Origin of the sequence: Psychroserpens sp. (genome assembly GCF_036960315.1) — a bacterium.
Taxonomy (GTDB): Bacteria; Bacteroidota; Bacteroidia; order Flavobacteriales; family Flavobacteriaceae; genus Psychroserpens.
In genome coordinates this window covers 374,703-401,309 of sequence record NZ_JBALVR010000001.1, presented here as the reverse complement: position 1 = coordinate 401,309, position 26,607 = coordinate 374,703, and the positions used below count along the sequence as shown (strand labels likewise).

The 26,607-nt window shown below is 33.8% G+C and carries 27 protein-coding genes; 11 read left to right on the top strand and 16 right to left on the bottom strand.

Annotation, left to right across the window (positions count from 1 at the left end):
• The first annotated feature begins 38 nt into the window (after positions 1 to 38).
• Positions 39 to 959 carry a DUF547 domain-containing protein gene (locus V7719_RS01785; protein WP_335728141.1) on the top strand — a complete coding sequence of 307 codons (921 nt, stop codon included), beginning with the start codon at positions 39 to 41 and terminating at the stop codon, positions 957 to 959.
• On the top strand, positions 952 to 1,692 hold the full coding sequence (locus V7719_RS01780) for a TIGR04283 family arsenosugar biosynthesis glycosyltransferase (RefSeq protein ID WP_335728140.1): 741 nt from the start codon (positions 952 to 954) through the stop codon (positions 1,690 to 1,692). The genes V7719_RS01785 and V7719_RS01780 overlap by 8 nt, the downstream gene beginning before the upstream one ends.
• On the opposite strand, the gene V7719_RS01775 is transcribed toward V7719_RS01780, so the two are convergent.
• The 5 genes from V7719_RS01775 to V7719_RS01755 form a co-directional block, all read right to left on the bottom strand.
• Entirely contained in the window at positions 1,693 to 2,424 is a 732-nt protein-coding gene (locus tag V7719_RS01775; RefSeq protein ID WP_335728139.1) for a metallophosphoesterase family protein, read from the bottom strand.
• 53 nt (positions 2,425 to 2,477) lie between these two features.
• A complete protein-coding gene (locus V7719_RS01770) occupies positions 2,478 to 3,737 on the bottom strand; it encodes a POTRA domain-containing protein (protein ID WP_335728138.1) in 1,260 nt (419 codons plus the stop codon).
• A gap of 62 nt (positions 3,738 to 3,799) precedes the next feature.
• Entirely contained in the window at positions 3,800 to 4,795 is a 996-nt protein-coding gene (locus V7719_RS01765) for a glycoside hydrolase family 113 (RefSeq protein WP_335728137.1), read from the bottom strand.
• 36 nt (positions 4,796 to 4,831) lie between these two features.
• Positions 4,832 to 5,701 carry a hypothetical protein gene (locus V7719_RS01760; RefSeq protein WP_335728136.1) on the bottom strand — a complete coding sequence of 290 codons (870 nt, stop codon included), beginning with the start codon at positions 5,699 to 5,701 and terminating at the stop codon, positions 4,832 to 4,834.
• 30 nt (positions 5,702 to 5,731) lie between these two features.
• A complete protein-coding gene (locus V7719_RS01755; protein ID WP_335728135.1) occupies positions 5,732 to 6,439 on the bottom strand; it encodes a DUF547 domain-containing protein in 708 nt (235 codons plus the stop codon).
• Between the two features lie 205 nt (positions 6,440 to 6,644).
• Here V7719_RS01755 and V7719_RS01750 point away from each other — a divergent pair, with 205 nt between their 5' ends.
• From V7719_RS01750 to V7719_RS01725, 6 genes are read left to right on the top strand one after another with little or no spacing between them, the layout of a single operon-like run.
• A complete protein-coding gene (locus V7719_RS01750; RefSeq protein WP_335728134.1) occupies positions 6,645 to 7,943 on the top strand; it encodes an NAD(P)/FAD-dependent oxidoreductase in 1,299 nt (432 codons plus the stop codon).
• A 2-nt stretch (positions 7,944 to 7,945) separates the two neighbouring features.
• Positions 7,946 to 9,535: a 4Fe-4S binding protein gene (locus tag V7719_RS01745; protein WP_335728133.1), complete on the top strand. Its 1,590-nt coding sequence runs from the start codon at positions 7,946 to 7,948 to the stop codon at positions 9,533 to 9,535.
• A 10-nt stretch (positions 9,536 to 9,545) separates the two neighbouring features.
• The gene (locus tag V7719_RS01740; protein ID WP_335728132.1) at positions 9,546 to 10,022 is read left to right on the top strand and encodes a toxin-antitoxin system YwqK family antitoxin; all 477 of its coding nucleotides are present in this window, start codon (positions 9,546 to 9,548) and stop codon (positions 10,020 to 10,022) included.
• Entirely contained in the window at positions 10,019 to 10,717 is a 699-nt protein-coding gene (locus V7719_RS01735) for a glycosyltransferase family 2 protein (protein WP_335728131.1), read from the top strand. Before V7719_RS01740 ends, V7719_RS01735 begins: the two co-directional genes overlap by 4 nt.
• Positions 10,714 to 12,204, top strand: coding sequence for a cellulose synthase family protein (locus V7719_RS01730; RefSeq protein ID WP_335728130.1), 1,491 nt, complete (start codon positions 10,714 to 10,716; stop codon positions 12,202 to 12,204). Before V7719_RS01735 ends, V7719_RS01730 begins: the two co-directional genes overlap by 4 nt.
• Positions 12,204 to 13,622: a glycosyltransferase 87 family protein gene (locus tag V7719_RS01725; RefSeq protein ID WP_335728507.1), complete on the top strand. Its 1,419-nt coding sequence runs from the start codon at positions 12,204 to 12,206 to the stop codon at positions 13,620 to 13,622. The genes V7719_RS01730 and V7719_RS01725 overlap by 1 nt, the downstream gene beginning before the upstream one ends.
• A 19-nt stretch (positions 13,623 to 13,641) precedes the next feature.
• Here V7719_RS01725 and V7719_RS01720 read toward each other — a convergent pair whose 3' ends face one another.
• The gene (locus tag V7719_RS01720) at positions 13,642 to 13,956 is read right to left on the bottom strand and encodes a hypothetical protein (RefSeq protein WP_335728129.1); all 315 of its coding nucleotides are present in this window, start codon (positions 13,954 to 13,956) and stop codon (positions 13,642 to 13,644) included.
• 337 nt (positions 13,957 to 14,293) lie between these two features.
• Here V7719_RS01720 and V7719_RS01715 point away from each other — a divergent pair, with 337 nt between their 5' ends.
• Together V7719_RS01715 and V7719_RS01710 are read left to right on the top strand one after the other, a co-directional pair.
• Positions 14,294 to 14,719 carry a carboxypeptidase-like regulatory domain-containing protein gene (locus V7719_RS01715; RefSeq protein ID WP_335728128.1) on the top strand — a complete coding sequence of 142 codons (426 nt, stop codon included), beginning with the start codon at positions 14,294 to 14,296 and terminating at the stop codon, positions 14,717 to 14,719.
• 30 nt (positions 14,720 to 14,749) lie between these two features.
• A complete protein-coding gene (locus V7719_RS01710; protein WP_335728127.1) occupies positions 14,750 to 15,757 on the top strand; it encodes a transglutaminase domain-containing protein in 1,008 nt (335 codons plus the stop codon).
• Positions 15,758 to 15,888: 131 nt separating this feature from the next.
• Here the strand turns inward: V7719_RS01710 and V7719_RS01705 are convergent, their stop codons facing one another.
• The 9 genes from V7719_RS01705 to V7719_RS01665 form a co-directional block, all read right to left on the bottom strand.
• Positions 15,889 to 16,758 carry a pseudouridine synthase gene (locus V7719_RS01705; protein WP_335728126.1) on the bottom strand — a complete coding sequence of 290 codons (870 nt, stop codon included), beginning with the start codon at positions 16,756 to 16,758 and terminating at the stop codon, positions 15,889 to 15,891.
• A 39-nt stretch (positions 16,759 to 16,797) separates the two neighbouring features.
• Positions 16,798 to 17,748, bottom strand: a complete 951-nt coding sequence (locus V7719_RS01700; RefSeq protein ID WP_335728125.1) for a carbon-nitrogen hydrolase family protein — start codon at positions 17,746 to 17,748, stop codon at positions 16,798 to 16,800.
• Positions 17,749 to 18,606: a geranylgeranylglycerol-phosphate geranylgeranyltransferase gene (locus V7719_RS01695; RefSeq protein WP_335728506.1), complete on the bottom strand. Its 858-nt coding sequence runs from the start codon at positions 18,604 to 18,606 to the stop codon at positions 17,749 to 17,751.
• A 55-nt stretch (positions 18,607 to 18,661) separates the two neighbouring features.
• The gene (locus tag V7719_RS01690; protein ID WP_335728124.1) at positions 18,662 to 19,567 is read right to left on the bottom strand and encodes a hypothetical protein; all 906 of its coding nucleotides are present in this window, start codon (positions 19,565 to 19,567) and stop codon (positions 18,662 to 18,664) included.
• Between the two features lie 9 nt (positions 19,568 to 19,576).
• Positions 19,577 to 21,025 (bottom strand): MBOAT family O-acyltransferase, encoded by a 1,449-nt coding sequence (locus V7719_RS01685; RefSeq protein ID WP_335728123.1) that lies wholly within the window; start codon positions 21,023 to 21,025, stop codon positions 19,577 to 19,579.
• A gap of 55 nt (positions 21,026 to 21,080) precedes the next feature.
• On the bottom strand, positions 21,081 to 22,010 hold the full coding sequence (locus tag V7719_RS01680) for a mevalonate kinase family protein (RefSeq protein ID WP_335728122.1): 930 nt from the start codon (positions 22,008 to 22,010) through the stop codon (positions 21,081 to 21,083).
• Positions 22,011 to 22,044: 34 nt separating this feature from the next.
• Positions 22,045 to 23,133 carry a diphosphomevalonate/mevalonate 3,5-bisphosphate decarboxylase family protein gene (locus V7719_RS01675; protein WP_335728121.1) on the bottom strand — a complete coding sequence of 363 codons (1,089 nt, stop codon included), beginning with the start codon at positions 23,131 to 23,133 and terminating at the stop codon, positions 22,045 to 22,047.
• Positions 23,134 to 23,226: 93 nt separating this feature from the next.
• Complete coding sequence (locus tag V7719_RS01670; protein ID WP_335728120.1) at positions 23,227 to 23,763, bottom strand: DUF1697 domain-containing protein; 537 nt, start codon at positions 23,761 to 23,763, stop codon at positions 23,227 to 23,229.
• Positions 23,760 to 24,974 carry an NAD(P)/FAD-dependent oxidoreductase gene (locus V7719_RS01665; RefSeq protein WP_335728119.1) on the bottom strand — a complete coding sequence of 405 codons (1,215 nt, stop codon included), beginning with the start codon at positions 24,972 to 24,974 and terminating at the stop codon, positions 23,760 to 23,762. Before V7719_RS01665 ends, V7719_RS01670 begins: the two co-directional genes overlap by 4 nt.
• A gap of 147 nt (positions 24,975 to 25,121) precedes the next feature.
• Between V7719_RS01665 and V7719_RS01660 the strand changes: the two genes are divergently transcribed.
• The gene (locus V7719_RS01660; RefSeq protein ID WP_335728118.1) at positions 25,122 to 25,931 is read left to right on the top strand and encodes a hypothetical protein; all 810 of its coding nucleotides are present in this window, start codon (positions 25,122 to 25,124) and stop codon (positions 25,929 to 25,931) included.
• A 1-nt stretch (position 25,932) separates the two neighbouring features.
• Here V7719_RS01660 and V7719_RS01655 read toward each other — a convergent pair whose 3' ends face one another.
• The gene (locus V7719_RS01655; protein WP_335728117.1) at positions 25,933 to 26,604 is read right to left on the bottom strand and encodes an ion channel; all 672 of its coding nucleotides are present in this window, start codon (positions 26,602 to 26,604) and stop codon (positions 25,933 to 25,935) included.
• Positions 26,605 to 26,607: the final 3 nt, after the last annotated feature.

Genomic DNA, 26,607 nt, shown 5'->3' with positions numbered 1-26,607 from the left:
TTGTCGCAAGTATATATAACAGTAAATTAAATTCAGGCATGAACTACTTAAAATTTGTTATGGCTCTGTGTATGAGTATCAACGCTTATGGTTGTTGTGCTACAAAGACAGTCGTTACTGAAAACGTCGAGAATAATACTCAAGTTGTTGAATCCACTACCGAAACAGAAGTTGAAATTGAAGTCATAGAAGTCGTTGAAGAAGTAATAGAAACCGAAGTTGAAGTTGAAGTTGAAGTTGAAAATGAAGTGGGTGATGACGTAGTAACTGAAATCAAAGAAGATATTCAAACTGATGATATAACTATCCATACTGTTATTGACCATTCTGAATGGGACGAATTACTTCAAAAACACGTATCAGACCAAGGCAATGTCAGCTACAAAGGTTTCAAAGCCGACAAGACGAAGTTTAATGCTTACTTAGACATGCTTTCTAGAAATCCACCAGAAGACACTTGGAGCAAAGACGAAACCTTAGCCTATTGGATGAATGTTTACAATGCATTCACGGTTAAACTCATATTAGATAATTACCCAACAAAAAGCATTAAAGATATTAATGGTCCATGGAATCATCGTTTTATAAAAATCGACGAAAAATGGTATACCTTAAATGATGTTGAGCATAAAATTATTCGAAAAATGGACGAACCTCGAATTCATTTCGCCTTAGTTTGTGCTGCAGTATCTTGCCCAAGACTATACAACAAAGCGTTTACAGCCAAAACTCTAGAAGCCGATTTAGACCTTTTAACCAGAGGGTTTTTAAGCGACACTTCAAAAAACGAGTTTAGCGAAAATGCTATCAAACTGTCGAAAATATTTAAATGGTATGGTGGTGATTTCAAAAAAGGTGGAAAGAATTTAATTGATTTTTTAAATCAGTATTCTGAAGTTAAAATTTCATCTAAAGCCAAAAAAAGTTACAAAGACTATAACTGGACTTTGAATGAGTGAAATTTCTATCATAATCCCTGTTTTAAATGAAGAAAAAGACATAGGAAAACTCCTTGTTCTTTTAAATGAACATTCTTCAAAATCTAATATTAGCGAGATTATTCTGGTAGATGGCGGAAGTCAAGATAAAACAGTGAAAGTCATAAATAATGTCTCCTCGAGCGGAGTAGAAAGGTCTCAAAAAGGTCTCAACTGTGCTCGACCAGACATAAAGCTTTTACATTCTGAAAAAGGAAGAGCCAAACAAATGAATCTTGGTGCAAAAAAAGCTACAAGTAACATTCTTTATTTTTTACATGCCGATTCGTTTCCACCACAACATTTTGATACACTTATCATTTCCGAAGTGAAAAAAGGAAATCAAGCAGGTTGTTTTCGTATGAAATTTGATAGTAACCATTGGTGGTTACGCCTAGCAAGTTGGCTCACTCAGTTTAGCTGGAGAGCTTGTCGTGGTGGTGACCAAAGTCAGTTTATCACGCGAGAACTCTTTGACGAAATTGGCGGATATGATGAGAGCTTCACAATCTATGAAGACAATATTTTAATCAATGAACTTTACTCTAGAAAGCAATTTGTGGTAATTAATAAAAAGGTGCAAACTTCTGCTAGACTTTATAAAAGACATGGTATTTGGAAGCTGCAATACCATTTCTGGACTATCTATGTAAAAAAATGGTTTGGTGCTTCGGCTGATGATTTATTTGCTTATTATAAGAAGCATATTTGTTGATTAACTCTTATTTCTTCCTAACTCATTTGGATATAAATCTTTTAAAGTATCGCTTTGGAAAACTTCTTTTGTTTCAATATCTATAGCAGATAACTTCCCGGTAAATGCAGCTCCAGTATCGACATTCCAAACATTTACAGCATTCATGGGTTGATCTTGATTATAATTGGTAGTTGGTGTATGTCCAATATAAATTTCAAGGTAGTGCTTAAGTCGGTTTGGGTATAACTCAGAATCCTTTTTAATACGATCATCCATGGTTAAAGCCAATTCCCAAAGTGTTCTGTCGAAATAGCAATTCTCTTTGTGTACTTCTCGTTCTACGCCATGCATTGACGTAAATCCTGCGTGAATAAACAATCGGTTTTGTTCATCAATATGATACAGCTGCATATCTTCAAAAAAGTATAAATGCCGTTTCTTGTCTTCTTCGGAAAACGTCTCATAACTATCAACTGTTTCTTTTCCGCCATGCACTAACCAAACCGGTTCACCTTGTCCTGTTCGCAACCAATCCTCACACCAGACATCGTGATTTCCTTTAATGAAAACACAATTATTAGTTTTTGACAACTCGATTAAATACTGAATCACTTGAGCAGATTCACTCCAACCATCCACATAATCGCCAACAAATATGAGTGTATCACTTTCCGTTACCTTAGCACGCTCTAAAAGCTGCGTCAAACCTTTAAGTCCGCCATGAATATCTCCTATAGCAAATGTTCTCATACAGATTATTTTTTGTGCAAATCTATAGGAATAAAGGACGTAAAAAAAGAAAACTAGAAATATTGCCCAATCCCAAAAACCAATCCTTGAGTAGCATCATCGGTCACACCAAATCCGTAATCAATTCGAAATATAGCATTGAAGATTTTTTTATGAATAAATCGCAAGCCAACTCCTGGATACACACGTATATTTTGAGAATCACTAAAATCACCGAAATTACCTCCTGGATTTCTCCAACTTCCTGCATCTACAAAAGCATTTCCCTGTAATGAAAACCAATCTTTTTCATAGAGTGTGTGACGGTATTCGGTATTTAAAACAATAGCGGCTGTTCCTCTATCGATGGTATTCCCAACACCTCTAATATTTAAATTATTATCTACCGAAAAAGGAGCGAAAGGGGTATCGTTATTCGTTGCAATTCCCAATCTTAAACGGCTAGCCCAATTCCCCTTATTTCCGAAGCGTTTGAAATATTGAAAATCGTTCCATCCAATTAAAAATGCAGGCAATTGTGTTTCATTTCTGGAGGTTACATACTGAAAATTAAAAATGCTTCTAAAGCCTTCTAAATATTGAAAATCGTAATCTAGGTTATTGTATTCATAAATTACTTTGTACAGTAGCTTATGCACGCGCAACTCTTCGGGTACATTCGGATTTGTTGCACCTGATTTGTATTCATAATCTTCGGTAAAATAATTAAGTCCGAACTCAAATCGATTATTAAAATCAAGCTGAAACAAGACTAGAACTTCTGTAGACTCATTGTTGTATTTGTAATCTGCTATGGCATTATCAAAAAACACTGGTTCTTGTGTGGTTAAATCTTGGTAATTAACAGCTAAACCAAACTGTCTTGAAAACAAATAAGGTGCCCTAAAATTCAGCGCATACGAGCTGTAAATATCCATTTGATAGAATCCCCCAAAGGTCATGTTTTGACCAAAGAGATTAAACTCATACACGCCTAAACGATAGGCAAATTCATCATCATTTGTCGTATATACATTTGCTGAGGGAATGATGGTAAAGTTCTCTTCAATATTATAAAACACATTATAGGTATTGTCTCCATCTGGAAAGACTTGATAATAAGCATGTGCTATAGACGGTAAGCGTTTTAAGAGTTTTATATCTGCTTCAATAACTGTAGAATCGAGCTTCACACCTGCTTTGATATTCGCTATTTTTCTAACGAAAGACGATTTTAGCTTTTTATTTCCTTGAACTTTTAAATCGGTCACAATCGCATCTTGCGCATTGGCAAAAGTTGTGAATAAAAGAATTAAAGCAATTAAGGTTTTCATGTGATTGGTTATTAGTATACTTTGTCTGTTACACCACATATCCTCAAGGTAAATTAGAAGTTTTATTCCTTTTTATAGAATGATTTAATCACAATCTCCGCAGGTTTGTTTTGAGGCGTAAACTGATTGCAGTTTTTACCTCCAACTGTGTCATGAGCATGAAACCATTTCCAAACAAAACCTCCAGCAAACCAATCTTCATTCCAAAATTCTTCAAACAAGGCTTGTGTTGCGTTTGATTGGCCTTCAAAGTTTAATGATTTTAAAGTATGATCGCTTTCCCAAGGTTCTTTTCCTGTATAATCCATACTTCGGTAACCATACTCAGTAAATAAAATAGGTTTACCATGTTTTTCTGAAAGTGCTTTGATGACTGCTTTGTGCTTTTGCCATCCAACTTTACAGTCTGCAACAGTTGGTGTTTGATTATCACTTAAAGGAAAATATGCATCAACACCAATGAAATCAACATCGCTCCAAAATGGTGTACGTTTAAACTCATCCCAATTGGCTGCATAGGTTAATTTTCCTTTGTAAATAGTTCTAATTTCTTTAATTAGATGATGCCAATAATCAGGACGTTCTTTGATGAAATTTTCTAATTCGGTACCAATGCATAAAAGTTCAGCTTGTGTTTCTTGTGCTAATTGGGCATATTCCAAGATAAAACTTGAATAAGAGTCTTCTAGGGTTTTCCAATCTTCCTCATTAGTCATTTTGATATAACCAGTAAACTCTCCTCGCCAAACCCAAATTTGAGGTTTGACCATAATTTTAATGTTTTTCTTTCTGAGTTCTTCTATGTATTGCTTACCTCCTGCTCTCGTTTCTCCAAACCATTGTCTTTCGGTATTATGCTTAATCTCAGGGTTTTCTAGGGTTCTAATAAATCCAAAGGGCATAATTGCTGCATAATTCGCGCCAACATTAACGGCAGGATTGGTATGTGTTTCATCAATTTTAACTCGAGATGCTACAAAACTTACACCGTTGATTTTCTCTTGCTGTGCAGAACATGAAGATAGAATACAACATATAAAAAGGAATCTTATAATCATAAGTTATCATTTAGACTCCTAATTTAACACTAAAGACTAAAACAAAGCTCTTAAGCCTATGTTAAATGTTTGTCCTAGACCCGTATTATTTCCTCGAACAAAGTTGGTATATAAGGTTTCAATATTCAAAACTTTGGTCAATTGATACTTCGCTCCTCCGCCAATAGCAGTGAAATCTTGTTCAAAATCATTCCCTGTATCAATACGTTGCGAGTGTTGTACCAGTCCTAAAATTGTAAATTTCTGACTCGGGAAATAACTTAAAAATACACCTGGTGTTAATGATAAGCTATTGTTTGCAAAGCTATCTTCTTTTTTTCCGAAGTTATATTCGGTGTTCAGTTCTGTGAATAATTGCCAATTTCCGCTTGGGAATGTGTAATCATAGAAGAAACGATTCTGAAAAACAAATCCCTTTTGATCTAGAAACACACCATTTTCAGTTTCACTATCAACTAACGGAATATGAAAAGCGGTTTGAATTGTGAAATTACTAATGCTTTTTATTGGATTAAATTTTACAGCAGGCGCAAATGAAGTAAATCCAGAACGTGCTGTTTCACTATCGCCATCAAACGAAAATACATCCAAAGCATTTCTACCATTGATGACATTTGAACGAAATTCTAATAACAATCCAACATTAAAACTGCTACTATCTGATAAACCTGTAAAAATGTCTATCGTAGAGGTAAAAAAGGTTTGACGTGGTTCATCACCATCTGAAAACGTGCTTTCGGTTTGCGTATATAGATTATTAAACCACTTGATATCCCACTGACCTTTGTTCAATAATTTTGAAGGTGTATATTCTTGAATTACACTTTTCTGCGTGTCTTGATCGTCTTGTGAAAATCCTGAAAACGTAAAACTTATGATGGCTATTAAGGTGATTACTTTTTTCATTTCAGTTTTTATATGGTTGCTTAATTTACTTTATTGTTTATTTAAATTCCAGTTATATGAGTAATAAGACACCTTGGATTTAAAAGGGATTTTTTCTATTCGAAAGGTATTAATGTAATCTATTTCATTTCCGTTTTTCACAAAATCCTCTTTATACCATTTAAAAATTTCAGAAAGCTCTACGTTGTTTTTCTTAATCTTTATAAAACTTGGATTATTGAGTGCAATCTCAGCTTGTCTTTGCAACTGAGCTTCCAACGTATTTGGTTGGTATGCTTTGTTTATTAATGGTGGACAACCAACAGCGCCACATACAAGTACAAAGTGAAAACGTGCATCAGAGAATTGTGCTCTCAACTTTTTATTTTCAATATCGTTAAGCGTTATAGATTCTCCAGCAATTTTATATTTTGTTTTATCAAAAAACCCAGCTTTATCTAAAGGTGATTTCATTGGGAAGTTTTTGACAATCCCTTTAATAACTGAAATGTTATAAGCATTAATCCAAAAAGCTTGATACGTTTTAACGTCATTTTTAGATACTGAAACTGTTTCAGCTAAGGCTACTAATTTATTTAAGGCTTCAGGGTTATTGTGTATTTTAGAGTAAGCGACTTTTCCGTTGGACACATTTTCATTAAAAAAGGCATTTGCAGCTTTAAAATATTCTGAAGCGTTTTGAGAAAACCCAAAACTAATTGCCCCAAAAAAAGCTATTAAGATTATTATCTTTTTCATTATTATATATTCTTAATTAAAAATCCCACTATCGCTAAGTCGATTAAAACCTCTTTACTTACAAGGATTTTTAAAAAATTAACATGTCTAACTTCCGCAGAAAACCTTACAAAAAGACTTTAATTTAAAACAGATATAAATAAGAAAGCACAATTAAGTTCTTATCTTTAGTTTCGACAAAATCCTCATAACAACCAAAAAAAATATGGAGCACATCGTTATCATTGGAAATGGCATTTCAGGTGTCACACTTGCTAGACACATTAGAAAACTTTCTGATAAGAGAATTACCATCGTATCGGCAGAGACCGACTATTTTTTCTCACGTACTGCACTCATGTACGTTTATATGGGTCATATGAAATTCGAACATACACAACCTTACGAAAATTGGTTTTGGGAAAAGAACAGAATTGAACTTGTTAATGCATATGTTGAACACATAGACACCAATAATAAAGTATTAAAATTTGCTGATGGCGAAAACCTCAGCTATGACAAATTAGTGATTGCTACAGGTAGTAAACCGAATAAATTTGGTTGGCCAGGACAAGATCTTGAAGGTGCTCAAGGACTTTATAGCAAACAAGATTTGGATGAATTAGAAAAAAACGCACCCAATAAGGAAGTATGCAAACGCGCTGTCATTGTTGGTGGTGGATTAATTGGTATTGAATTAGCTGAAATGCTTAATTCTAGAAACATTCCTGTTACTTTTTTAGTTCGAGAATCTAGTTTTTGGAATGGTGTCTTACCAGAAGGCGAAAGCCAAATGATTAACAGACATATTAAAAATCATCATATCGATTTACGTTTATCTAATAATTTAAAGGAAATTAAAAGTGATGAAAACGGCAGAGTGAAATCGGTAATTATAGAAGAAACAGGTGAAGAAATCTCATGTAGTGTTGTTGGACTCACGGCTGGTGTATCGCCTAATATTGATTTTGTAAAATCTTCAACTATTGAAACCGGTCGCGGCGTTAAAGTCAATCACTACTTAGAAACCAATATTCCAGATGTGTATGCTATTGGTGATTGTGCCGAACAGCATGAAGCCATTGGCAATCGCAGACCTATTGAAGCTGTTTGGTATACAGGTAGAATGATGGGAGAAACTTTGGCTCAAACTATTTGTGGCAATCGCATTGAATACAAACCAGGACATTGGTTTAATTCAGCTAAGTTTTTAGATATCGAATATCAGACTTATGGTTGGGTGTTTGCAAAACCGAGAGCGCATGAAGCACATTTTCATTGGAAACATGAAGATGACACTAAATGTATTACAGTTGCTTACAATGAAGACACGAATGAATTTTTAGGGATTAATATCTTCGGAATACGTATGCGTCAAGAAACGTTTGACACATGGCTTACCGAAAAACGAGATGTCGACTATGTCATGAGTCATCTTGCTGAAGCTAATTTTGATCCAGAATTCTATAGTCATTATGAAGCTGAAATTTTATTAGCTTATAACAACCAACTACAAACTGCATAATCATGAGTAACAAAATAAATCATAGCATGTCTTTAGCAAAACCAGATGCTGTAGACATTTCAACCAAACAAAAAGTAGCATTGGCTATAGGGATTGTAGGCTTATTAATTTTAGCATTGGCTCTTTTTAATACCAATTTCCCAAACAAAGGCATGTTCTTAACCACAGCTTTAGGACTAATAATAGTTGGGATCATCATCTATTCTAGAGATGCTTATTTAACCAAATTAGAAGGCATCAAAAATGATGGTGTTTGGTTTAAATCCATTTCATCACGAGGAGTTTGGGGCTGGATAGTTGGTATTATACTTACTACATTTTATATTGTACTTTATTTCTTTCCTAAGTATTTAGGTTTAGGAGTAGATGGCGCAGCCAATACTGGATTAATTAGTTTCTTTGATCCTTTAAGCCAACTACTAAGTGGGCGAAATGCTAGTCAGTGGTTTGTTTACGGCACCTTATATACTGTAGCTATTTTAGCCTTTGGTTATAAGTTTATACTCAAATACAGACACAATCGCTATCAACAAGTACGTACAGTATCAGTCATGTTTTTTCAATTAGGATTTGCCTTTTTGATTCCTGAATTCATGTATGTTATGAATAACGATTTACCATACTACGATTTAAAAAGTGTATGGCCGCTTAACTATTATATTTTTGATGAATGGTCTGTAAAAGGTTTCCTTTCTACTGGAAATATTGGATTGGCTTTAATCATATTTGGTATCATTTCAATCTTTGTCATAAGTCCAATTTTAACTTACAAATTCGGAAAACGTTGGTATTGTTCTTGGGTTTGCGGTTGTGGTGGACTAGCTGAGACTGCTGGAGATTCGTTTAGACATTTATCATCTAAAAAAATGTCGGCTTGGAAATTAGAACGCTGGTTAATTCATTTAGTTTTAGTCTTCTCAGTTGTCATGACCACAGCGATGGTCTACACCTATTTAGGTTATGACAGTAACAACTTCTGGTTAACTAGAGGTGTCTTTATCGCTTTGGTTATCGGGTTTTTAACTTTAGTATTTGCTGGCATCATGTTCTTTAGAGGAAAAGAACTTGGTAAAGATGCAAGATATGGTGCGATTGGATTATTTGCAGCTATTGCTTTACTAGTAATAATGCACTTTAGTGGCACTACAGATCATGTATTTTACATCAAATCTGGAACCTTAAGATCAATCTACGGTATTTATATTGGTTCGATATTCTCTGGTGTTATTGGTACAGGTTTTTATCCGATTTTAGGAAACCGCACTTGGTGTCGTTTTGGTTGCCCAATGGCTGCTATTCTAGGCTTTCAACAACGTTTATTTTCAAAGTTTAGAATTACTACCAATGGCGGACAATGTATTTCATGTGGAAATTGCTCCAACAGTTGTGAGATGGGAATTGATGTAAGACATTATGCACAAAAAGGCGAAAACATTGTACGTTCTAGTTGTGTTGGCTGCGGAGTTTGCTCTGCCGTTTGCCCAAGAGGTGTGTTAAAATTGGAGAACGGTAGTATGGATGGACGAATTAATCCGACTGAAATATTATTAGGAAACGATGTTGACTTAATGGATTTAGTCAATCAGAAATAATTCTTAGCCAATGAAATACATTGCTATCATAACTATAATGTTATTAAGCATTAATCTTAACTCGAAAAAAACATATCAAAAAAACTATTTTGATGATGGTACAATAGCTTCAGAAGGTTGGTTACTTAATAACCAAAAAACAGCCTATTGGAAATTCTACCACACTAATGGAACTATTAAAAGAGAAGGGCATTTTGTTAAGGGTAAAGAAACAAAGTATTGGCACTTTTACAGAGACAATGGCACTAAAGAAAGTGAAGGCCATTATGATAATGGTTATAAAAACGGGTGGTGGCTATTTTATGATTCCAAAGAAAAAATAAATCATAAATGTCAGCTAAAAAATAATCAAAAAAACGGATATTGCCTCATGTATAAAAATGAGAAGCTGATATCTGCTGTAAAGTATTCCGAAGGTAAAAGAATAAAGGAATGGACAGATTATCGCTCATTTAGAAAAGAGAATAGCTTAAAAGACCTTCAATGACCAAAATAAAAGTCATCATACCAGCCTATAACGAGGCCGATTCTATTGCTCATGTAATTAAAGACATTCCAAACACTGTAAACGAGGTCATTGTTGTGAGCAACAACTCTAATGATGATACCGAAATTAATGCCAAAAATGCTGGGGCAACGGTTTTAAGTGAGCCCGTCAGAGGCTATGGCAATGCGTGTTTAAAAGGCTTAGATTATATCGCTCGCTTAGACGACGACCAGCGACCAGACATTATCGTTTTTTTAGATGGCGATTACAGTGATTATCCTGAAGAACTCACTAAAATAGTAAACCCTATTATAGAAGATAATATTGATTTTGTTATAGGCGCACGAGTGAAAAGTTTAAGAGAAAAAGGATCGATGACTGTTCCTCAAATCTTCGGAAATTGGCTAGCAACAACACTTATGACTATTATGTTTAGAGCAAAATTTTCAGATTTAGGCCCTTTTCGAGCGATTAAATATGATAAGCTCCTTCAACTCAACATGGAAGACAAAACCTATGGTTGGACGGTTGAGATGCAACTGAAAGCCTTACGTCAAAAATTAACTTACACCGAAATCCCTGTAAATTACCGCAATAGAATAGGTGTCTCAAAAGTTTCAGGTACGGTAAAAGGTGCTATATTTGCAGGCATAAAAATCTTAAGCTGGATTTTTAAATACAGTTTTAAAAAATGATTCTCGAAACCATAATTATAGTCATATATACGATAGCTATTTTGCTCATTTTCATGTATGCATTAGCTCAATTAAATTTGCTCTATAATTATCTGTCATCAAAAAAAACTATTGACGATTGTGAGACCTTTGATTTATCTAATCCAGAGGAAGTTCCTTATGTAACCATTCAACTTCCTGTATTTAATGAGATGTATGTGATGGAGCGTTTGCTTGATAACATTGCACTCATTGATTACCCAAATGATAAATTAGAAATACAAGTGCTCGACGATTCTACCGATGAAACGGTTAAAACTACACGTGAGCAAATAGAAAAACTTCAGGCTACTGGTCTTGATATTACACATATTACCCGAACCGACAGAAGCGGCTTCAAAGCTGGAGCGTTAAAAGAAGGACTAAAAATAGCTAAAGGTGAATTCATCGCTATTTTTGATGCCGACTTCCTTCCACAGAAAAGCTGGTTAAAACGTACCATTCTTTATTTTAAAAATGCTGAAATTGGTGTTGTACAGACGCGTTGGGGACATATTAACAGGAACTACTCTATCCTGACTAAAATTCAAGCGTTTGCTCTTGATGCACATTTCACCTTAGAACAAGTAGGGCGTAATAGTAAAGGTCATTTTATCAACTTTAATGGTACTGCAGGTATTTGGAGAAAAGCATGCATTATCGATGCCGGAAATTGGGAAGGAGACACGCTCACTGAGGATTTAGATTTAAGCTACAGAGCTCAACTTAAAAACTGGAAATTTAAATATTTAGAGAATGTTGAAACTCCTGCAGAGTTGCCAGTCGTTATCAGTGCAGCACGTTCACAACAATTTAGATGGAATAAAGGTGGTGCTGAGAATTTTAGAAAAATGCTTTGGCGCGTCTTGAAATCTAAAAACATTTCGACCAAAACTAAAATCCACGGATTACTACACTTACTCAACAGCACGATGTTTCTAAACATCTTTATTGTTGCCATTTTAAGTATTCCGATGCTGTATATAAAAAATGAATATGCGCATTTACGTTTCTACTTTTACTTTATGAGTTTCTTCGTAATGAGCACAGTGATTTTCTTTGTCTGTTACTGGCATATGTACAAACAAATTTATGGTAGCGGATTTAAAAAATTCTTTGGCTATGTTGCTATGTTTTTTACATTTTTCTCCATAGCGATGGGCTTTTCGTTACATAACTCTATTGCTGTTATAGAAGGTCATATGGGTAAACGTAGTGAGTTTGTTAGAACACCAAAATTCAATATTAATACCTTAAGAGATTCTTGGAAAGGCAACAAATACCTTAGAAAAAAATTGTCACCTCATGTGATTATTGAAGGCATATTAATGCTTTATTTCGGGTTTGGTCTATACTATGCATTTGTTGTTGGTGATCAAGGTGGTGATTTTGGGTTATTTCCTTTCCACTTAATGCTATTCATTGGATTTGGATATGTATTTTTCAAATCTCTAACGTCCAAGGTTTGATACAATTCTGGAAACTTTATAAGGTTCCGTTATTGCTTACAATTGTTAGCCTCTTTCTCTATTGGCTTTTTGCTTACGATTTAATTAGAACAGAATATACTAAGCTTATAACATTATATAGCGCGCTTTGGCTTGTTTATATTTTACTTCTGAAATACGCCAAAGACAATTTAAGATTTCTAACTATTATTGCTTTTTTAAGTCGTGCTATCTTCATTCTGGCGATTCCTAATTTATCTCAGGATTTCTATAGATTTATTTGGGATGGTCGAATGATTTTAGAAGGATTAAATCCTTATCTCTACACTCCTGAATCTTTCATACATGCTGGAGGAGATTTACCTGTTACCGAAGCTAATGCACTCTATGCAGGCATGGGAGAGCTCAATGGAAGTCATTATACCAACTATCCGCCAATCAATCAACTCTGTTTTATGATTGCCGGTTTGTTTTCTGGGCATAGTATTTTGGGTTCGGCTATTGTATTTCGTTTACTCATTATTGTTGCAGACTTCGGAACGTTTTTCTTCGGAAAGCGTTTGCTAGAGCGACTAAATATTCCCGTTAAAAATATCTTTTGGTATATCCTCAATCCGTTTATTATCATTGAATTAACTGGCAACCTTCATTTTGAAGGTGTTATGATTTTCTTCCTTATATGGAGCTTATACCTCTTACATTCAGGCAAGTGGAAATGGGCAGCCGTTGTTTTTGCCTTATCTATTTCTGTGAAATTAATTCCGCTTTTGTTTTTACCCTTACTGTTTTGCTATTTTAAAAGAAATGGGATTCTGAAACAAGTTCAGAATGACGATTCAACCACTGCTATAGATTATAAAAAATTAATTTCTTTTTACGTAATTGTTGGTATTACAACGGCACTATTATTTGTTCCTTTTTTCTCTTCGGAATTTGTAAATAACTATGCACAAACTGTCGGGTTGTGGTTTCAGAATTTCGAGTTTAACGGAAGCATTTATTATTTAGCTCGTGAAATTGGATTTGTATTTACAGGCTATAACGAGATTGCAATCATTGGAAAAATTTTACCGGGATTGGTGTTTTTGTTTGTAATGGGATTGGCGTTTTTCCGTAGAAAAATTGACACCAAAATACTCATCACGAATATGCTTATTGCTTTTTCATTTTATCTCTTTTTAAGCACAACTGTCCATCCTTGGTATATTGCAACGCTTTTAATTTTAAGTGTATTTACGAATTACAAATTCCCATTGGTTTGGAGTTTTGTAATTATACTAAGCTACTTAGCGTATATCAACCTCAACAAAGCTGATAAATCTGAAAATCTATGGATTATCGCTTTAGAATATATAGTTGTATATAGCGTATTTATTTGGGAAGTCTTCATAAAAAAATCAACTCAAAACCGTTGGTCTCGTCATAAGATTTTAAAATAGATTCTTCTATTTCTATTTGCTAATCATCAGACTCATCGTCTGTCAAATCAGGATCTTGAACAGCATCTGGATCATCTTCATCAAAATCCTCATAATCATCTTCATCATAATTTTCCATTGTCAATTCTAATTTCGTACTCACTTTAACTAAATACTTTGTATCTTCAGTGGTGACCTCAACAGCTTCAACAATTTCATTATTGGCATTTCTAAATGAGATAACGTGATCATCATCATATCCATGAGGATACTTGTCTACCAATAAAGCTAAAATTTCTGGTGTCAATTTTTTAAAATCAACGATGACACGTTTTAAGTTATCTCTTTTGTTCATAATTGTATCTCTAGTAGGATTTAATAAAGATGTAAACCTTTTTGTTGTGGTCTTTGTAAATCATATTAATAGCTGGATTAAAATTATAAAAATAATTTGAGCTAAAGTATATTATTATAAGTTATAGTCAAAAATTAAAGATTAATTCTATGATAAGATTATTTCATCACACATAGTTAATATTTCTTTTTTTAATGCTTTTTATTTTTTAATTCATTAATTTAGTTTTCCCTCACTGAAAAGACGGTTTCACTAAGTCAATTGTTGTGATAACTCAATGTCATTTGATTGCCTAATGATTAGTATATAGATTTGATGTAAACAAACAATTATAATTATGAAAACACTAACGATGAAAAAAATAGCAAAAACTTTGAGTTTTATGGCTATTGCAGTGATTGCCACACTTATCGCTAATCCTATGTATGCACAAATGCAAAATGTTGCAACTGCAACTATTGTTGACCAACAATTAACCGTTAAAGGAAAAGTAAGTGATAAGAAAGGTCCGTTACCAGGCGTTAATATTGCACTTAAAGGCAGTGAGATTGGTGCTGCTACAGATGAAAATGGTGCGTTTACATTTCCAAAGTTATTAAGTTCTGGTGATGTTTTGGTATTTAGTTTCTTAGGATTTGAAAAACAAGAAATTAAAATCGACGCCAACACAACGTTTATCAATTTGGTAATGTCTTCTGACCTTATTGAAATTATGGGTGCGCCAAACACAGACAAACCTTACAAATCTAAGCGCTCAAATTAAGGGCTACTATATACCTTTTATATAGAAACAATGAGATACTTATTGCTCTTCATAGTTGTATTCCAATCTCATGCGCAACTATCCGATTTTAAAAATATTGATTTTAAAAAAGCAGATAGTCTAGCGGTGGCGTGCAAAGATGAAGGGCTTGATAATTTACCTCAATTAGCCTATAAGCTAACCGAAGATTTAACTACAGATGTTGAGCGCTTTAGAGCCATTTATAAGTGGGTTTGCTCTAATATTGCAAACGACTATAATCTCTATTTAAGAAATAAAAGAAAAAAAACGAGATTTAAAAACGATACTCTCAAACTTGAGGCTTGGAATAACCGTTTTAAGAAAGAGATATTTCGGAAACTTCTTAAACAGGAAAAAACGATTTGTACAGGCTATGCTTATATTGTACAAGAACTTTCAAAATTGGCGAATCTCAATTGCGAGATCGTACATGGCTTTGGCAAAACAAGCACCACGAATATTAAAGAATCCGATCCTCCAAATCACTCTTGGAATGCCATTAAATTAAATAACAAATGGTATCTCTGTGATCCAACTTGGGCAAGTGGTATCCCAGACCCTGAAACTAATGCGTTTTCATTTCAGTATAATGATGGATACTTTCTTACCAATCCGAAGCTCTTTTCCATTAATCATTTCCCCATAGATAAAAAGTGGTCACTTTTAGAAGAAGAAGAATCGCCTTCTTTTGATGAATTTTTAGCTGCGCCAATACTTTACGGTAAGGCTTATACCAATTTAACTGTTCATGATGCACCCAAACAAATGCATCATTCGATACAGAAAAATGAAAAGGTGATATTTAAATACAAGCTTCAAAAACCAGTAGATTTAGACCAAATTACGTTTTTAATTGATAATGGCCATACGAACAGAAAAACACAACCTACATCTACCAAAATAGAAAATCGATCCCTTATCTTAGAACAGCAATTTGACACCAAAGGCTTTTATGATGTGCACCTTTATATTGGTGAAGATCTTATTTCTACGTATACTGTTAAGGTGAAAGGGTGAGTTTAAATCACTATGCTTTTATATTTAGTAAATTAGTTTTAGAAAAGCACCAGCTAAAAAAACAACTATAACCAATACACAAACACATTAAATCAGGCCATTAAGCCCTTCTCTCTGTTGTATAAAGTAACCTACAGCATCTGTAAATTACTCACCTCTAGCTCTGTGAGATGTTTCCAGTGGCCACGAGGTAAATCCTTTTTAGTAAGATGACCTATTTGAACACAGTCTACACGTACAATTTCATATTTAAGATGATCAAAAATAGTATGTAAAATAGAATTTCCTGTGTTTTTAATTCTAAGTCCTATCTGAGTTTTAGGAGCTCCATCAATGTAGCTAATTTCTTCAACTGCTACTAGTTTACCCATTGGCTTAATCCCTTCTTGAATTTTTTTGAAATCCTCATGTTTCAAATCTTTATCCAATTCAATTTCAAATAATCGAGACACACCAGTTTTAGAATTAGTGAATTTTTTCACAATCACATCATCATTAGTGAACAGTAATAATCCCGTTGAACCTCTACCTAATCTTCCAATTGGTTTTATACGAGCAGTTGTTGAATTAGCAACAAGATCCATAACTGTTTTTCCTTTACTGTCACTTGTCGTTGTTGCAAAACCCTTCGGTTTATTTAGCAATACATAAGTTTTTTTCTCAGGATTTATTCGAGCACCATCAAAACGAACTTCATCATCAAGTTTCACTTTGTAGCCCATTTCATTGATTATTTTTCCATTAACAGTGATACTGCCAACCGCAATATGCATGTCTGCATCTCTACGAGAACATACACCAGAATTGGATATATATTTATTTAATCTAATTTCATCAGGATTAGAAGGCTTCTTTGGTGCTGAAGGTTTAGACTCCTTTTTCTTAATAGGTGTATTTTCCCGAGCAGAACTTTTATCAATTGCATCGTCGCGTCTTCTACCTGATTTTTTATTAGTAGGCTTACTGCTTCCTTTTCCTTTCTTTCCTTGCTGTCTGCTCATGATAAGTAAATTTTGCGCAAAGGTACTATATTAGTTGAATTAATCTACAAATTTAGTCGTAGATTGACGTTCACGATTAACTCTTAATTGTGTGACATCTGGTCTTGAGTAATGCCCTACAGGATCAAAACTCTGGCGTTCTTCAAGTACACGATTAAAATCTATAGTATGATAAATCAAACCTTCTTTGTGCAATACTGGTTCTATAATCCATTCGCCATCTGGTCCAGCAATACAGCTTCCTCCGTTGGATAGAATCTTAGGAGCTTTGTCTAGAATACGATTTAGGTGTGGTGTGTCCTTCGGAAAATCATCGGTAGTCATTAAACTCGATACCGAAATCACATAAGAACGCGACTCTCTTGCGATAAAACGTGTGATATCTTTAGTGTTGTGATCACTTCCAGGCCATACAGCTATGTGTAAATTCTCCCCTAAACCATAAAGTGCAGCTCTTGGTAATGGCATCCAGTTTTCCCAACAATTTAATCCACCAACTGTAAATTCTTTAAGCGCATGAACCTGTAAACCGTTGCCATCACCTGGAGCCCAAGTGAGACGTTCGTCATAGGTAGGTTGCAATTTTCGGTGAACAGATTGGATCTTACCTTGTTGATCAATATACACCAACGATGCATAAACGCTATGACCACCACGATCAAGCGGACGCTCAATAATTCCTAAATAAACTGCCATACTGTGTAGCTTTGCCAATACACAAATAGCATCTAAATCTCCCTTTTCAATGGTTATAGAGTTGCTAACATAATGCGCATGTAATTCTTTATTCACTTTGGTGTTCCATTCAGCGCCTCCTGTTAAAGCTAACCAAAACGGATATCCTGGCACCAAACCTTCTCCAAAAACAATCAGTTCAGCGTTTTCTTTTGAAGCGTCTACGATCGCCTTTTCGACTTTCTTAAGCGTTTCCTTCTTATTTAACCAAACAGGTGCTATTTGAGCAAGTGCAACTTTAAGCATGTGATTCATTTAAATCCGATTTAAAACAACATTGATATTAATTAGAACAATGCAAAATACACCAGCTACGATAATAAATTTCAGAATATTATGCAGTATTAAATAGTGGGTTTTGGTTTTAGATTTCCAAAGTAATAGTAGAAAAATGAAAAGTAAAACTACAGAGAGATAGAAAAATAAATACATGTGACCAACATCGAAGTGATTCAGTAACAAATACACAGGTATACTTGTTAATACGATTAAAATCGAGAGCACAATCTTTGAAGCTTTTTCTCCATAAATGACTGGTATGGTTTTATAATTCAGTAACAAATCGCCTTTCATGTTTTCCAAATCCTTTGTCAATTCGCGCATGGAAATCATTAAAAACAAGAAAACAGCATGAACAAAAATAACCGATTCAAAGTTTTTGTAATAAAGGAAAATAGCAAAGAATGGTAATATGGTTAATACTGCAGAGGTTAGATTTCCAATAAACGGAAGTTTTTTCAGCTTATGTGAATAAAACCATATTCCGAAGATATAAAACGAAAAAAACAACACTGCATTAAACGACACATAACTCGCCATCACGACTGCCGAAAAATTGAGCACGAAATAAAACGAGAGCTTAGTGTTTTGACTAATCAAGCGGTCAAGTTTAGACTTATTAGGACGATTAATTAGGTCCTTTTCAGAATCGTAAAAATTATTAATGATATATCCCGCTGCTATTGTTGCTGCAGAAGCCAAAACCAATAGTAACAAGTTAATATCAAAAAGCACTTTTTTTAAAGGCTTATTATGTGCTAAAATATAGATAGAAGCCAGGTATTGTGCAATAACAACAATAAGAATGTTGTAACCACGAACCACAGAAAACATGCTGAAAAACTTCAGTAAGATATGCTTTTGTTTTCTTGAAAAAAGAGAGCTCAAGTTATTGATTTAATGGTTTAATTCTCGTTGCAATTTCTAAAGATAGCTTATTTGCAGATTCAGGGAATAAATGATGACCATCAATGTAATGATAATCGTTAACTTCATTTGTAAAATTTAGATATGAAATATTCATTTCACTAGTTAAATCATGCATCATTTCATCAAAATTTGGCATGAATTCTTTTTCAACATTAAATAAACCTTTGCCAATTGGCATCCTTAACACATAGACATCACCATAAGGTTTTAAATATAAAATAGTTTCTTTTAAATAAGACAATCGCAATGTTGAAAACAAGTAATCATTTGAAACCTCAGTGAAATTGGCAATAGATTCTTGTTCCTTTTCCAAAGCTCGCTTAGCAGTCAGGGGTAATATTAACTTTAAATAACCATCGTCATCTACAATAAATGGTGTTCTATTATATAAAATCTTAATATATGGCTCAGAATAATTATGAATTAAATAGTTAAAATTAGGATTAGAATTGACCGTTGTTAATGTTCCTAAAAAACTGTTTTTTTCTAAAAACAGATCAAGATCATTAGGGTCTTCACTATTATTTGACAACGCCCAAGGGTTCACTCCTAAAATAAATATTTGGTCTTTAACTGTCGTGTCCAACTTTCGCTTGATACTGTTTAAATAGGTTGGACCATAACCACTTGTATTGTACGTAAAAGCATAATTATAGCTCTTTATCTCTTTTAATTCATTATTTATCACCGAAGGAATTATACCATGAGCAACTCTTGATGAACCCAGAAATAATGAAGATTGCTTACTTGTCGTAAACTTTTTATAAAATGGGTCTGATTTACCATCTGCATTTAAGAACACTAACAGCATACTAGATAGTATCACTACACCAAATATTGTTATTTTAATTAAAAATCTTTTCAAGTCTTTTTTTTAAAATTGGAAGTATATAAAGGTTTGATCTCTAACTCCGAATAAAAATATAATCATGACCAACAGATAATAAAATGTATATCGTATTGGTTTTGAAAATCGTTTATTTATATGTTCTAAGGTATGGTTATTTTCTCTACCTAACCAATCTAGACATAATAACACGCCTATAAAAAAGAGGCTAATAACCATTTTCGGTTCAAAAATAAAAGCTGGCTTTGAAATTAAGGAAGCTGAGAAAATGGTCTTAAAATATGCAAATGCTTCGCTAAGGCTCTCTGCTCTGAAGAAAACCCAAGCTAAGGTCACAATAGTAAACGTATAAAGGATTGATAATAATTCTTTAGGTTTTGGCAGAAACCGACCTTGTGATGCGACATTCAAATACTTTCGATTCGCCTTAAACAAAAATAATGGCACAAAAAACAGAGCATGTAAAAATCCCCAAAATATAAACGTCCAATTAGCACCATGCCAGAAGCCACTCACAATAAATATGATAAATATATTTCTTAAGACATGAATTTTTGAACCTCTGTTTCCACCTAAAGGGATGTAAAGATAATCTCTAAACCATGTTGATAAAGAGATATGCCATCGTCTCCAAAACTCGGCTATATTTCTTGAGAAATAAGGGACTGCAAAGTTTTGTTTAAAGTTGAAACCAAAGAGTTTCGCACTACCAATTGCAATATCCGAATAGCCCGAAAAATCACCATAAATTTGAAAAGAGAATAATACAGCTCCCAATAATAGTGTGCTTCCAGATAAGTCATCGGCACCATCAAAAATGAGTGTTACATATCTGGCACAATTGTCTGCAACAACCATCTTTTTAAAAAACCCCCAAAGCATTTGTCGTATACCATCTGTTGCTTGCTTGTAGTTAAATTTCCGAAGCTCATAAAACTGTGGTAATAAATTTTTAGCACGTTCAATAGGTCCTGCAACTAACTGTGGAAAGAAACTAACATAACATAAAAACGACAACCAATCTTTTGTAGGCTCGAGTTTTCTTCTATACACGTCTATGCTATAACTTAAACTTTGAAAGGTGTAAAAACTTATACCAACCGGGAGTATAATGTCTAAACTATCCAAACTAATTGATTTCCCAAATAATGTAAAAGCTTCAACAAAGTTTTGAGCAAAGAAATTATAGTATTTAAAAAGTGCAAGCACACCTATATTGACTAAAATACTCAACCAGAGTAATTGTTTGCGCTGTCTCTCTTGCGTTGTTTTCTGAAGTTGAAGACCAATTGCATAATCTACAATCGAACTAAATAGAATTAAAAATAAAAATCGCCAATCCCACCAACCATAGAATACATAACTCGAAATTAAGATAAGTATGTTTTGAAACTTTACACGCTTTGGCGCGATAAACCAATACAAGAGAAAAATGAAAGGTAAAAAAATAGCAAACTCTAGTGAATTAAATAACATGCTAGTTTATCGTTTAGTATGTTATAATCATTGAATAGGATTATTTTAAGGGCTTTTAGAAGTTGTAAACCACTTCTAGCTTATACCCTGAAAGAGATTGTTTGGCAGTTTCTATATCTTCTGTAAAACCTAAGATGTAACCTCCACCTCCAGAGCCACAAAGTTTAAGATAGTATTCGTTGGTTTCAATTCCTTTTTTCCATAGTTCATGAAATTGCTTCGGAATCATAGGTTTAAAATGGTTCAATACCACTTTAGATAACTGTTTTGTGTTTTTGAACAATGATTTAACATCACCTTTCAGGAAATCATCCACACAAGCATCAGTATGTTTAATAAACTGATCTTTAAGCATACTTCTGAAACCTTCTTGCTTCATGTTTTCCATAAAAATACGAACCATTGGAGCGGTTTCACCAATAATACCAGAGTCTAATAAAAATACCGCACCTTTACCTTCGGTTTGTTGAGCTGGAATTCCAGTTGCTTCGATATTATCTTTTGAATTAATCAAAATTGGAATACTCAAATAGCTATTCAAAGGATCTAATCCAGATGATTTTCCATGAAAAAACGATTCCATTTCAGAAAAGATTACTTTCAGTTTTAATAACTTTTCTCTCGTTAAGTTTTCTAAAACCGTAATTTTATCATGAGCATATTTATCGTAAATCGCAGCAACTAAAGCACCACTACTTCCAACACCATAACCTTGAGGAATTGAAGAATCAAAGTACATTCCTGCTTCCACATCACTGGCTAAAGTCTCCATATCGAAAGTCACCAACTCATCATCAATACCTCTTAAATAAGATACAAATTGTTTTAAACTTTCATTAGATTTTATAGCCTCTTGTGACGGATTTTCATCAGTCTTTAAAGCGCCATTATAAAAATTGTAAGGGATAGATAAACCTTTAGAATCTTTGATGATTCCGTACTCACCAAAGAGTAAGATTTTTGAGTAAAAAAGAGGTCCTTTCATATATTTCGGGCAATTCCTATAACAAATATACGTATTATAATTGTATTTGGTTCGCGCCAAACCCAATTTGGTCACTAATATAATGTTCGTTTTGACAATGGGTAACCAATTCATTTTTAATGAATTCCATTACACTTTCTTTTTCACTTTCTGGATATAAGACATGTACATTGGCTCCTGCATCTAATGTAAAACAGACTTTTGAATTAGTTTCAATTCTGTAAGCCCAAATTTTATTGATAATTTCTAAGGTATTTGGCTTCATCAAAATAAAATAAGGCATACTCGTCATCATCATCGCATGCAAGGTCAATGCTTCACTTTCTACTATTTTGATAAACGCATCCAGATCTCCAGTTTTGAATATTGAAATGAGCTTTGACATATTCTCATGCGCCTGTTCAAAACGGCGTTCTGCAAACGGATGGTCATGCATCAAGTTATGACCAACAGTACTGCTCACCTGCTTTTCGCCTTTATCAACCAAAAGGATGCTGTCTTGATAATTCTTGAAATTTTGGTGAACATCAAATGGATATTTGATTCCGAAAAAATCTGAGCTTCCATCAATCTCTTGATGTGTTCCCCAAACAATTACATCGCCTTCAATACTACGACATGCACTTCCAGATCCTAATCGTGATAAAAATGATGCTTTTTGGTTAAAGTAGGCTTCGGTCACTTCGACTTCACCCAATGACTGTTCTACACTCATTAAACATAATGCCAAAGCACTCATACCAGAGGCTGATGATGCAATTCCGGAACTATGTGGGAAAGAATTTGACGTTTCTATTTTGAAATGATAATCTTTTAAAAAAGGCATATAACTTTCAATGCGCTTAAAAAACGTTTCTATTTTTGGTTTGAAATCGTCCTTCTGTTCATTCTCTAAAAACACATCAAAAGAAAAGGTATCATTGTTTTCTTTTTTAGAAAAACTAAGCGTTGTTGTTGTTTTGCAATAGTCAAGTGTAAAACTGACAGATGGGTTTTCCGGAATTTGATGTTCCTTTTTTCCCCAATACTTTACTAAAGCAATATTACTAGGAGACGACCATGTGAAACTTCCGTTTTCTAGAGTTTTTGAATAGGTTTTAGGAATAAAATGTTCTTCTGTCATGAATTAATCTTCTAACGACAAAGACTGTTTAAAACAGACTTTTAAAATTATTAGTTTATGTTTAGCAAAAATAAGAAATATCTAATGGTCTTTTTAATTTTCCGAAGACATTGCTAGTAATTTTACCATTGTTTTATAGTTTCTCGATGTCGCTTTCACCTCTAATTTTTTCTCAAACGAATTCATATTAAATTTTGCCTGACCATAACCTTTAGACGCATAAAAATATAGACAATCATTTATAATTTGAAATTCTTCGTCCTCATAAGTAATTTGCGCAACTCCTTTAACCAAGTTAGCATCAGGAATAGTATTAAGCAAAGTAAAATAACTGTTCTCTTTTTTTTCCTCGGAAAATGGGCAGGTATCAAAAATTAATTGCAATTCGCCTCTAGTTCTAGCAATTACCGGAACTTCAAATCCGAAATGGGATTTAATCGCCACATGAACGGTGCTTTCTATTGTGGCATTTTTCTTTTCCAAAGATTGCAGAATCACATTGCCACTTTGAATATAGGTTTTTACTGTTTCAAAACCTGTTTTAGCCAGTAATTCTCTTAACTCAGCCATAGGAACTTTTTTGTGTCCACCAACGTTAATTCCTCTTAAAAGCACAATATATGTATTCATGATTGTGACATGTGTTTAGCAGCAATATAGGCACCTGACCATGCATTCTGAAAATTAAATCCACCAGTCACTGCATCAATATTTAATATTTCACCGGCAAAATATAGATGTTTATGGTGCTTACTTTCGAAGGTTTTGAAATTGACTTCTTTTAAATTAATGCCTCCTGCAGTAACGAATTCTTCTTTAAATGTACTTTTTCCACTCACATTAAAAATAGCTTTTGTCAATTGCGAGGCTAATTGTTCGGTTTGAGACTTACTAAGATCTGCCCAGCGTGTTTCATCCGTCATTTGTGAGGCCAATACGAGTTTTTGCCATAAGCGCTTTGGTAGTTCAAACTGCGCCGATTTGAATACCGTTTTCTTAGCTAAATCTTGCTTCAACTGTTTTAAAGTCTCCATACAATCTTGAAAAGGTTGCTTAATAAAGTTGACCTCAATTTGAAATTTATAATCGCGTTTAGCCAATTCAATCGCTCCAAAAGCCGATAGTTTTAAAATGGATGGAGCACTCATTCCTACGTGAGTGATGAGCAAAGGACCTTCACTCCAAAGATTCGTATCGACGACTTTAACTTCAACATCTAATGCTACAACGCCCGGAATATCTGCAATACGTTCATCTTTGATATCAAAAGTAAACAACGATGGAACAGGCTGAGAAATGGTATGACCTAGATCTTCTAGTAGTTTCCAAATTTTAGGATTACTTCCAGTTGCCATCATAATTTTATCTGCTAAAAAATCGCCTTGAGACGTTTCTAATAGCCACTTTTCATCTGACTTAGTAACAGATTTCAAGGCGTGATTATATAAGACGTCAACCTTATGTTTTTTGGCTTCATTGAGAAAGCAATCGATTATAGTTTTTGAACTATTCGTTATAGGAAACATTCTACCGTCTTCTTCAATTTTTAATGCCACTCCCCTATCTTCAAACCATTGAATGGTATCACCTGTCATAAATTGATGAAAGGGTCCCAAGAGCTCTTTTTCACCTCTTGGATAGTTCAATACAAGTTCTGAAGGGATAAATTCGGCATGCGTCACATTACAGCGTCCGCCTCCAGAGATTTTCACCTTTTGGAGTCCTTCTTTTCCGCGTTCGAGAATAGCGACTTTCAAATTAGAATTTTGTTCAGCGATATTAATAGCAGCAAAAAATCCTGCTGCTCCTCCTCCAACTACAATAACATTATACTGTTTCATAGTCTATTTTAAGTGGTTTTTGCATACGATATAAAAGTATTAATTTCAGATAAGAAAAAGCATCAAATCAATTTTTATAATAGCTTTATGAGTTTTGATTTTTGATTCCGAAGAAAAACGCATTAATTTACCTAAAATCTATCATTCATGTCTCATTATTTTAATCTGGTTTTTCTTTCAATTGCATTAGCTAGCTCATGCGATTCTGGTAAGCTTACTGTTATAGCCGACTTACCTGCTAGCATAAAAGAAACCTCAGCGATTGAGAAAACAATAACTTCTGATCTGCTATGGGTAATTGAAGATGCGGGGAACAAAAACAATTTGTATGGATTAAATGCCAAAGGTGATATCATTAAGGATATTAGCATTGGTAATATTCAAAATATTGATTGGGAAGATCTAACTTCAGATATCAACGGAAATATCTATATCGGTGATTTTGGAAACAATAGTAAGAAACGAAAAAACTATGCCATATATAAAGTAACAACACCTGAAAATGCCGGGGCTTCTGCTAATGCTGAAGTAATTAGTTTCAAACTTCCAAAGGATATAAAATCTGAAGACTTTGAATCTTTTTTTCTTTATAATAACGCGTTCTATCTGTTTAGCAAAACACATAAAAAATGCAAACTTTATAAAGTACCCAACCAAATAGGTGATCATGTTGCTGAATTTATTTCTGAGTTTAAACTAGAAGGCAAAAGCACGAAAGTCACTTCTGCAGATATTAGCGATGATGGCAAGACAGTTCTTCTACTTAATCATAATAGGTTATGGAAACTAACTGATTTTACTTCTGAAGATTTCTTCAGCGGAACAATTGAAGCGATTGAATTTGACCATGATTCTCAAAAAGAAGGAATCAACTTTATTGGTCCAAATGAAGTTTTAATTACTGATGAAAGAACTAAAAGTGTGGGTGGAAATTTATATAAATTAAGCTTGAAATAGTTTAATCTTTATTATTATTATACTGAATATACTTTCCGACAACAACCGCTGTTATGATTACCAAATAAAATTGTCCAATCAAACCAATAAACATTGCTGCTTTTTGCGCAATTGGAGTCACAGGTAAAATATCTCCGTACCCTATAGTCATTAGTGTTATGTAACTATAATACATAAGCTGCTCTGTTATGTCACCATTTGCCGCCCCAGAACCAACTAAACCGGAAAATGAATTGGGATCGATAACCTCAATGGTTAAACACAAAAAAAAGGCAAGAAATCCCAATGAAATATAGCCACTAATTACACCTAAAATGACATTTTTACCTATGACTTTGGCTTTCCAAACTTGTTTTATGATTTCCCATGTTACAATTACATAAAACAAAAAATAAGATCCCAACTTTAAGTAATCAAAGTTTTTATCAATATCTGGATCTAGCATGCCAACAACTACAATTAGAGCTGTTATAATCAGAAATGTGAGTAAAAATCGAAATAGGTATTTATTCTTTGAAACCAATACTACACCAAACACAAGATTACCAGTCAATAAAATTGGTGTCATCCAATTTTCAAATAAGGCATTTGGGATAATGATAGAACCAAACAATACTGTTAGTTGTGTAGCAAAGAATAATTCAAACCGATATGGATAGAGTTTATCTAACATTTT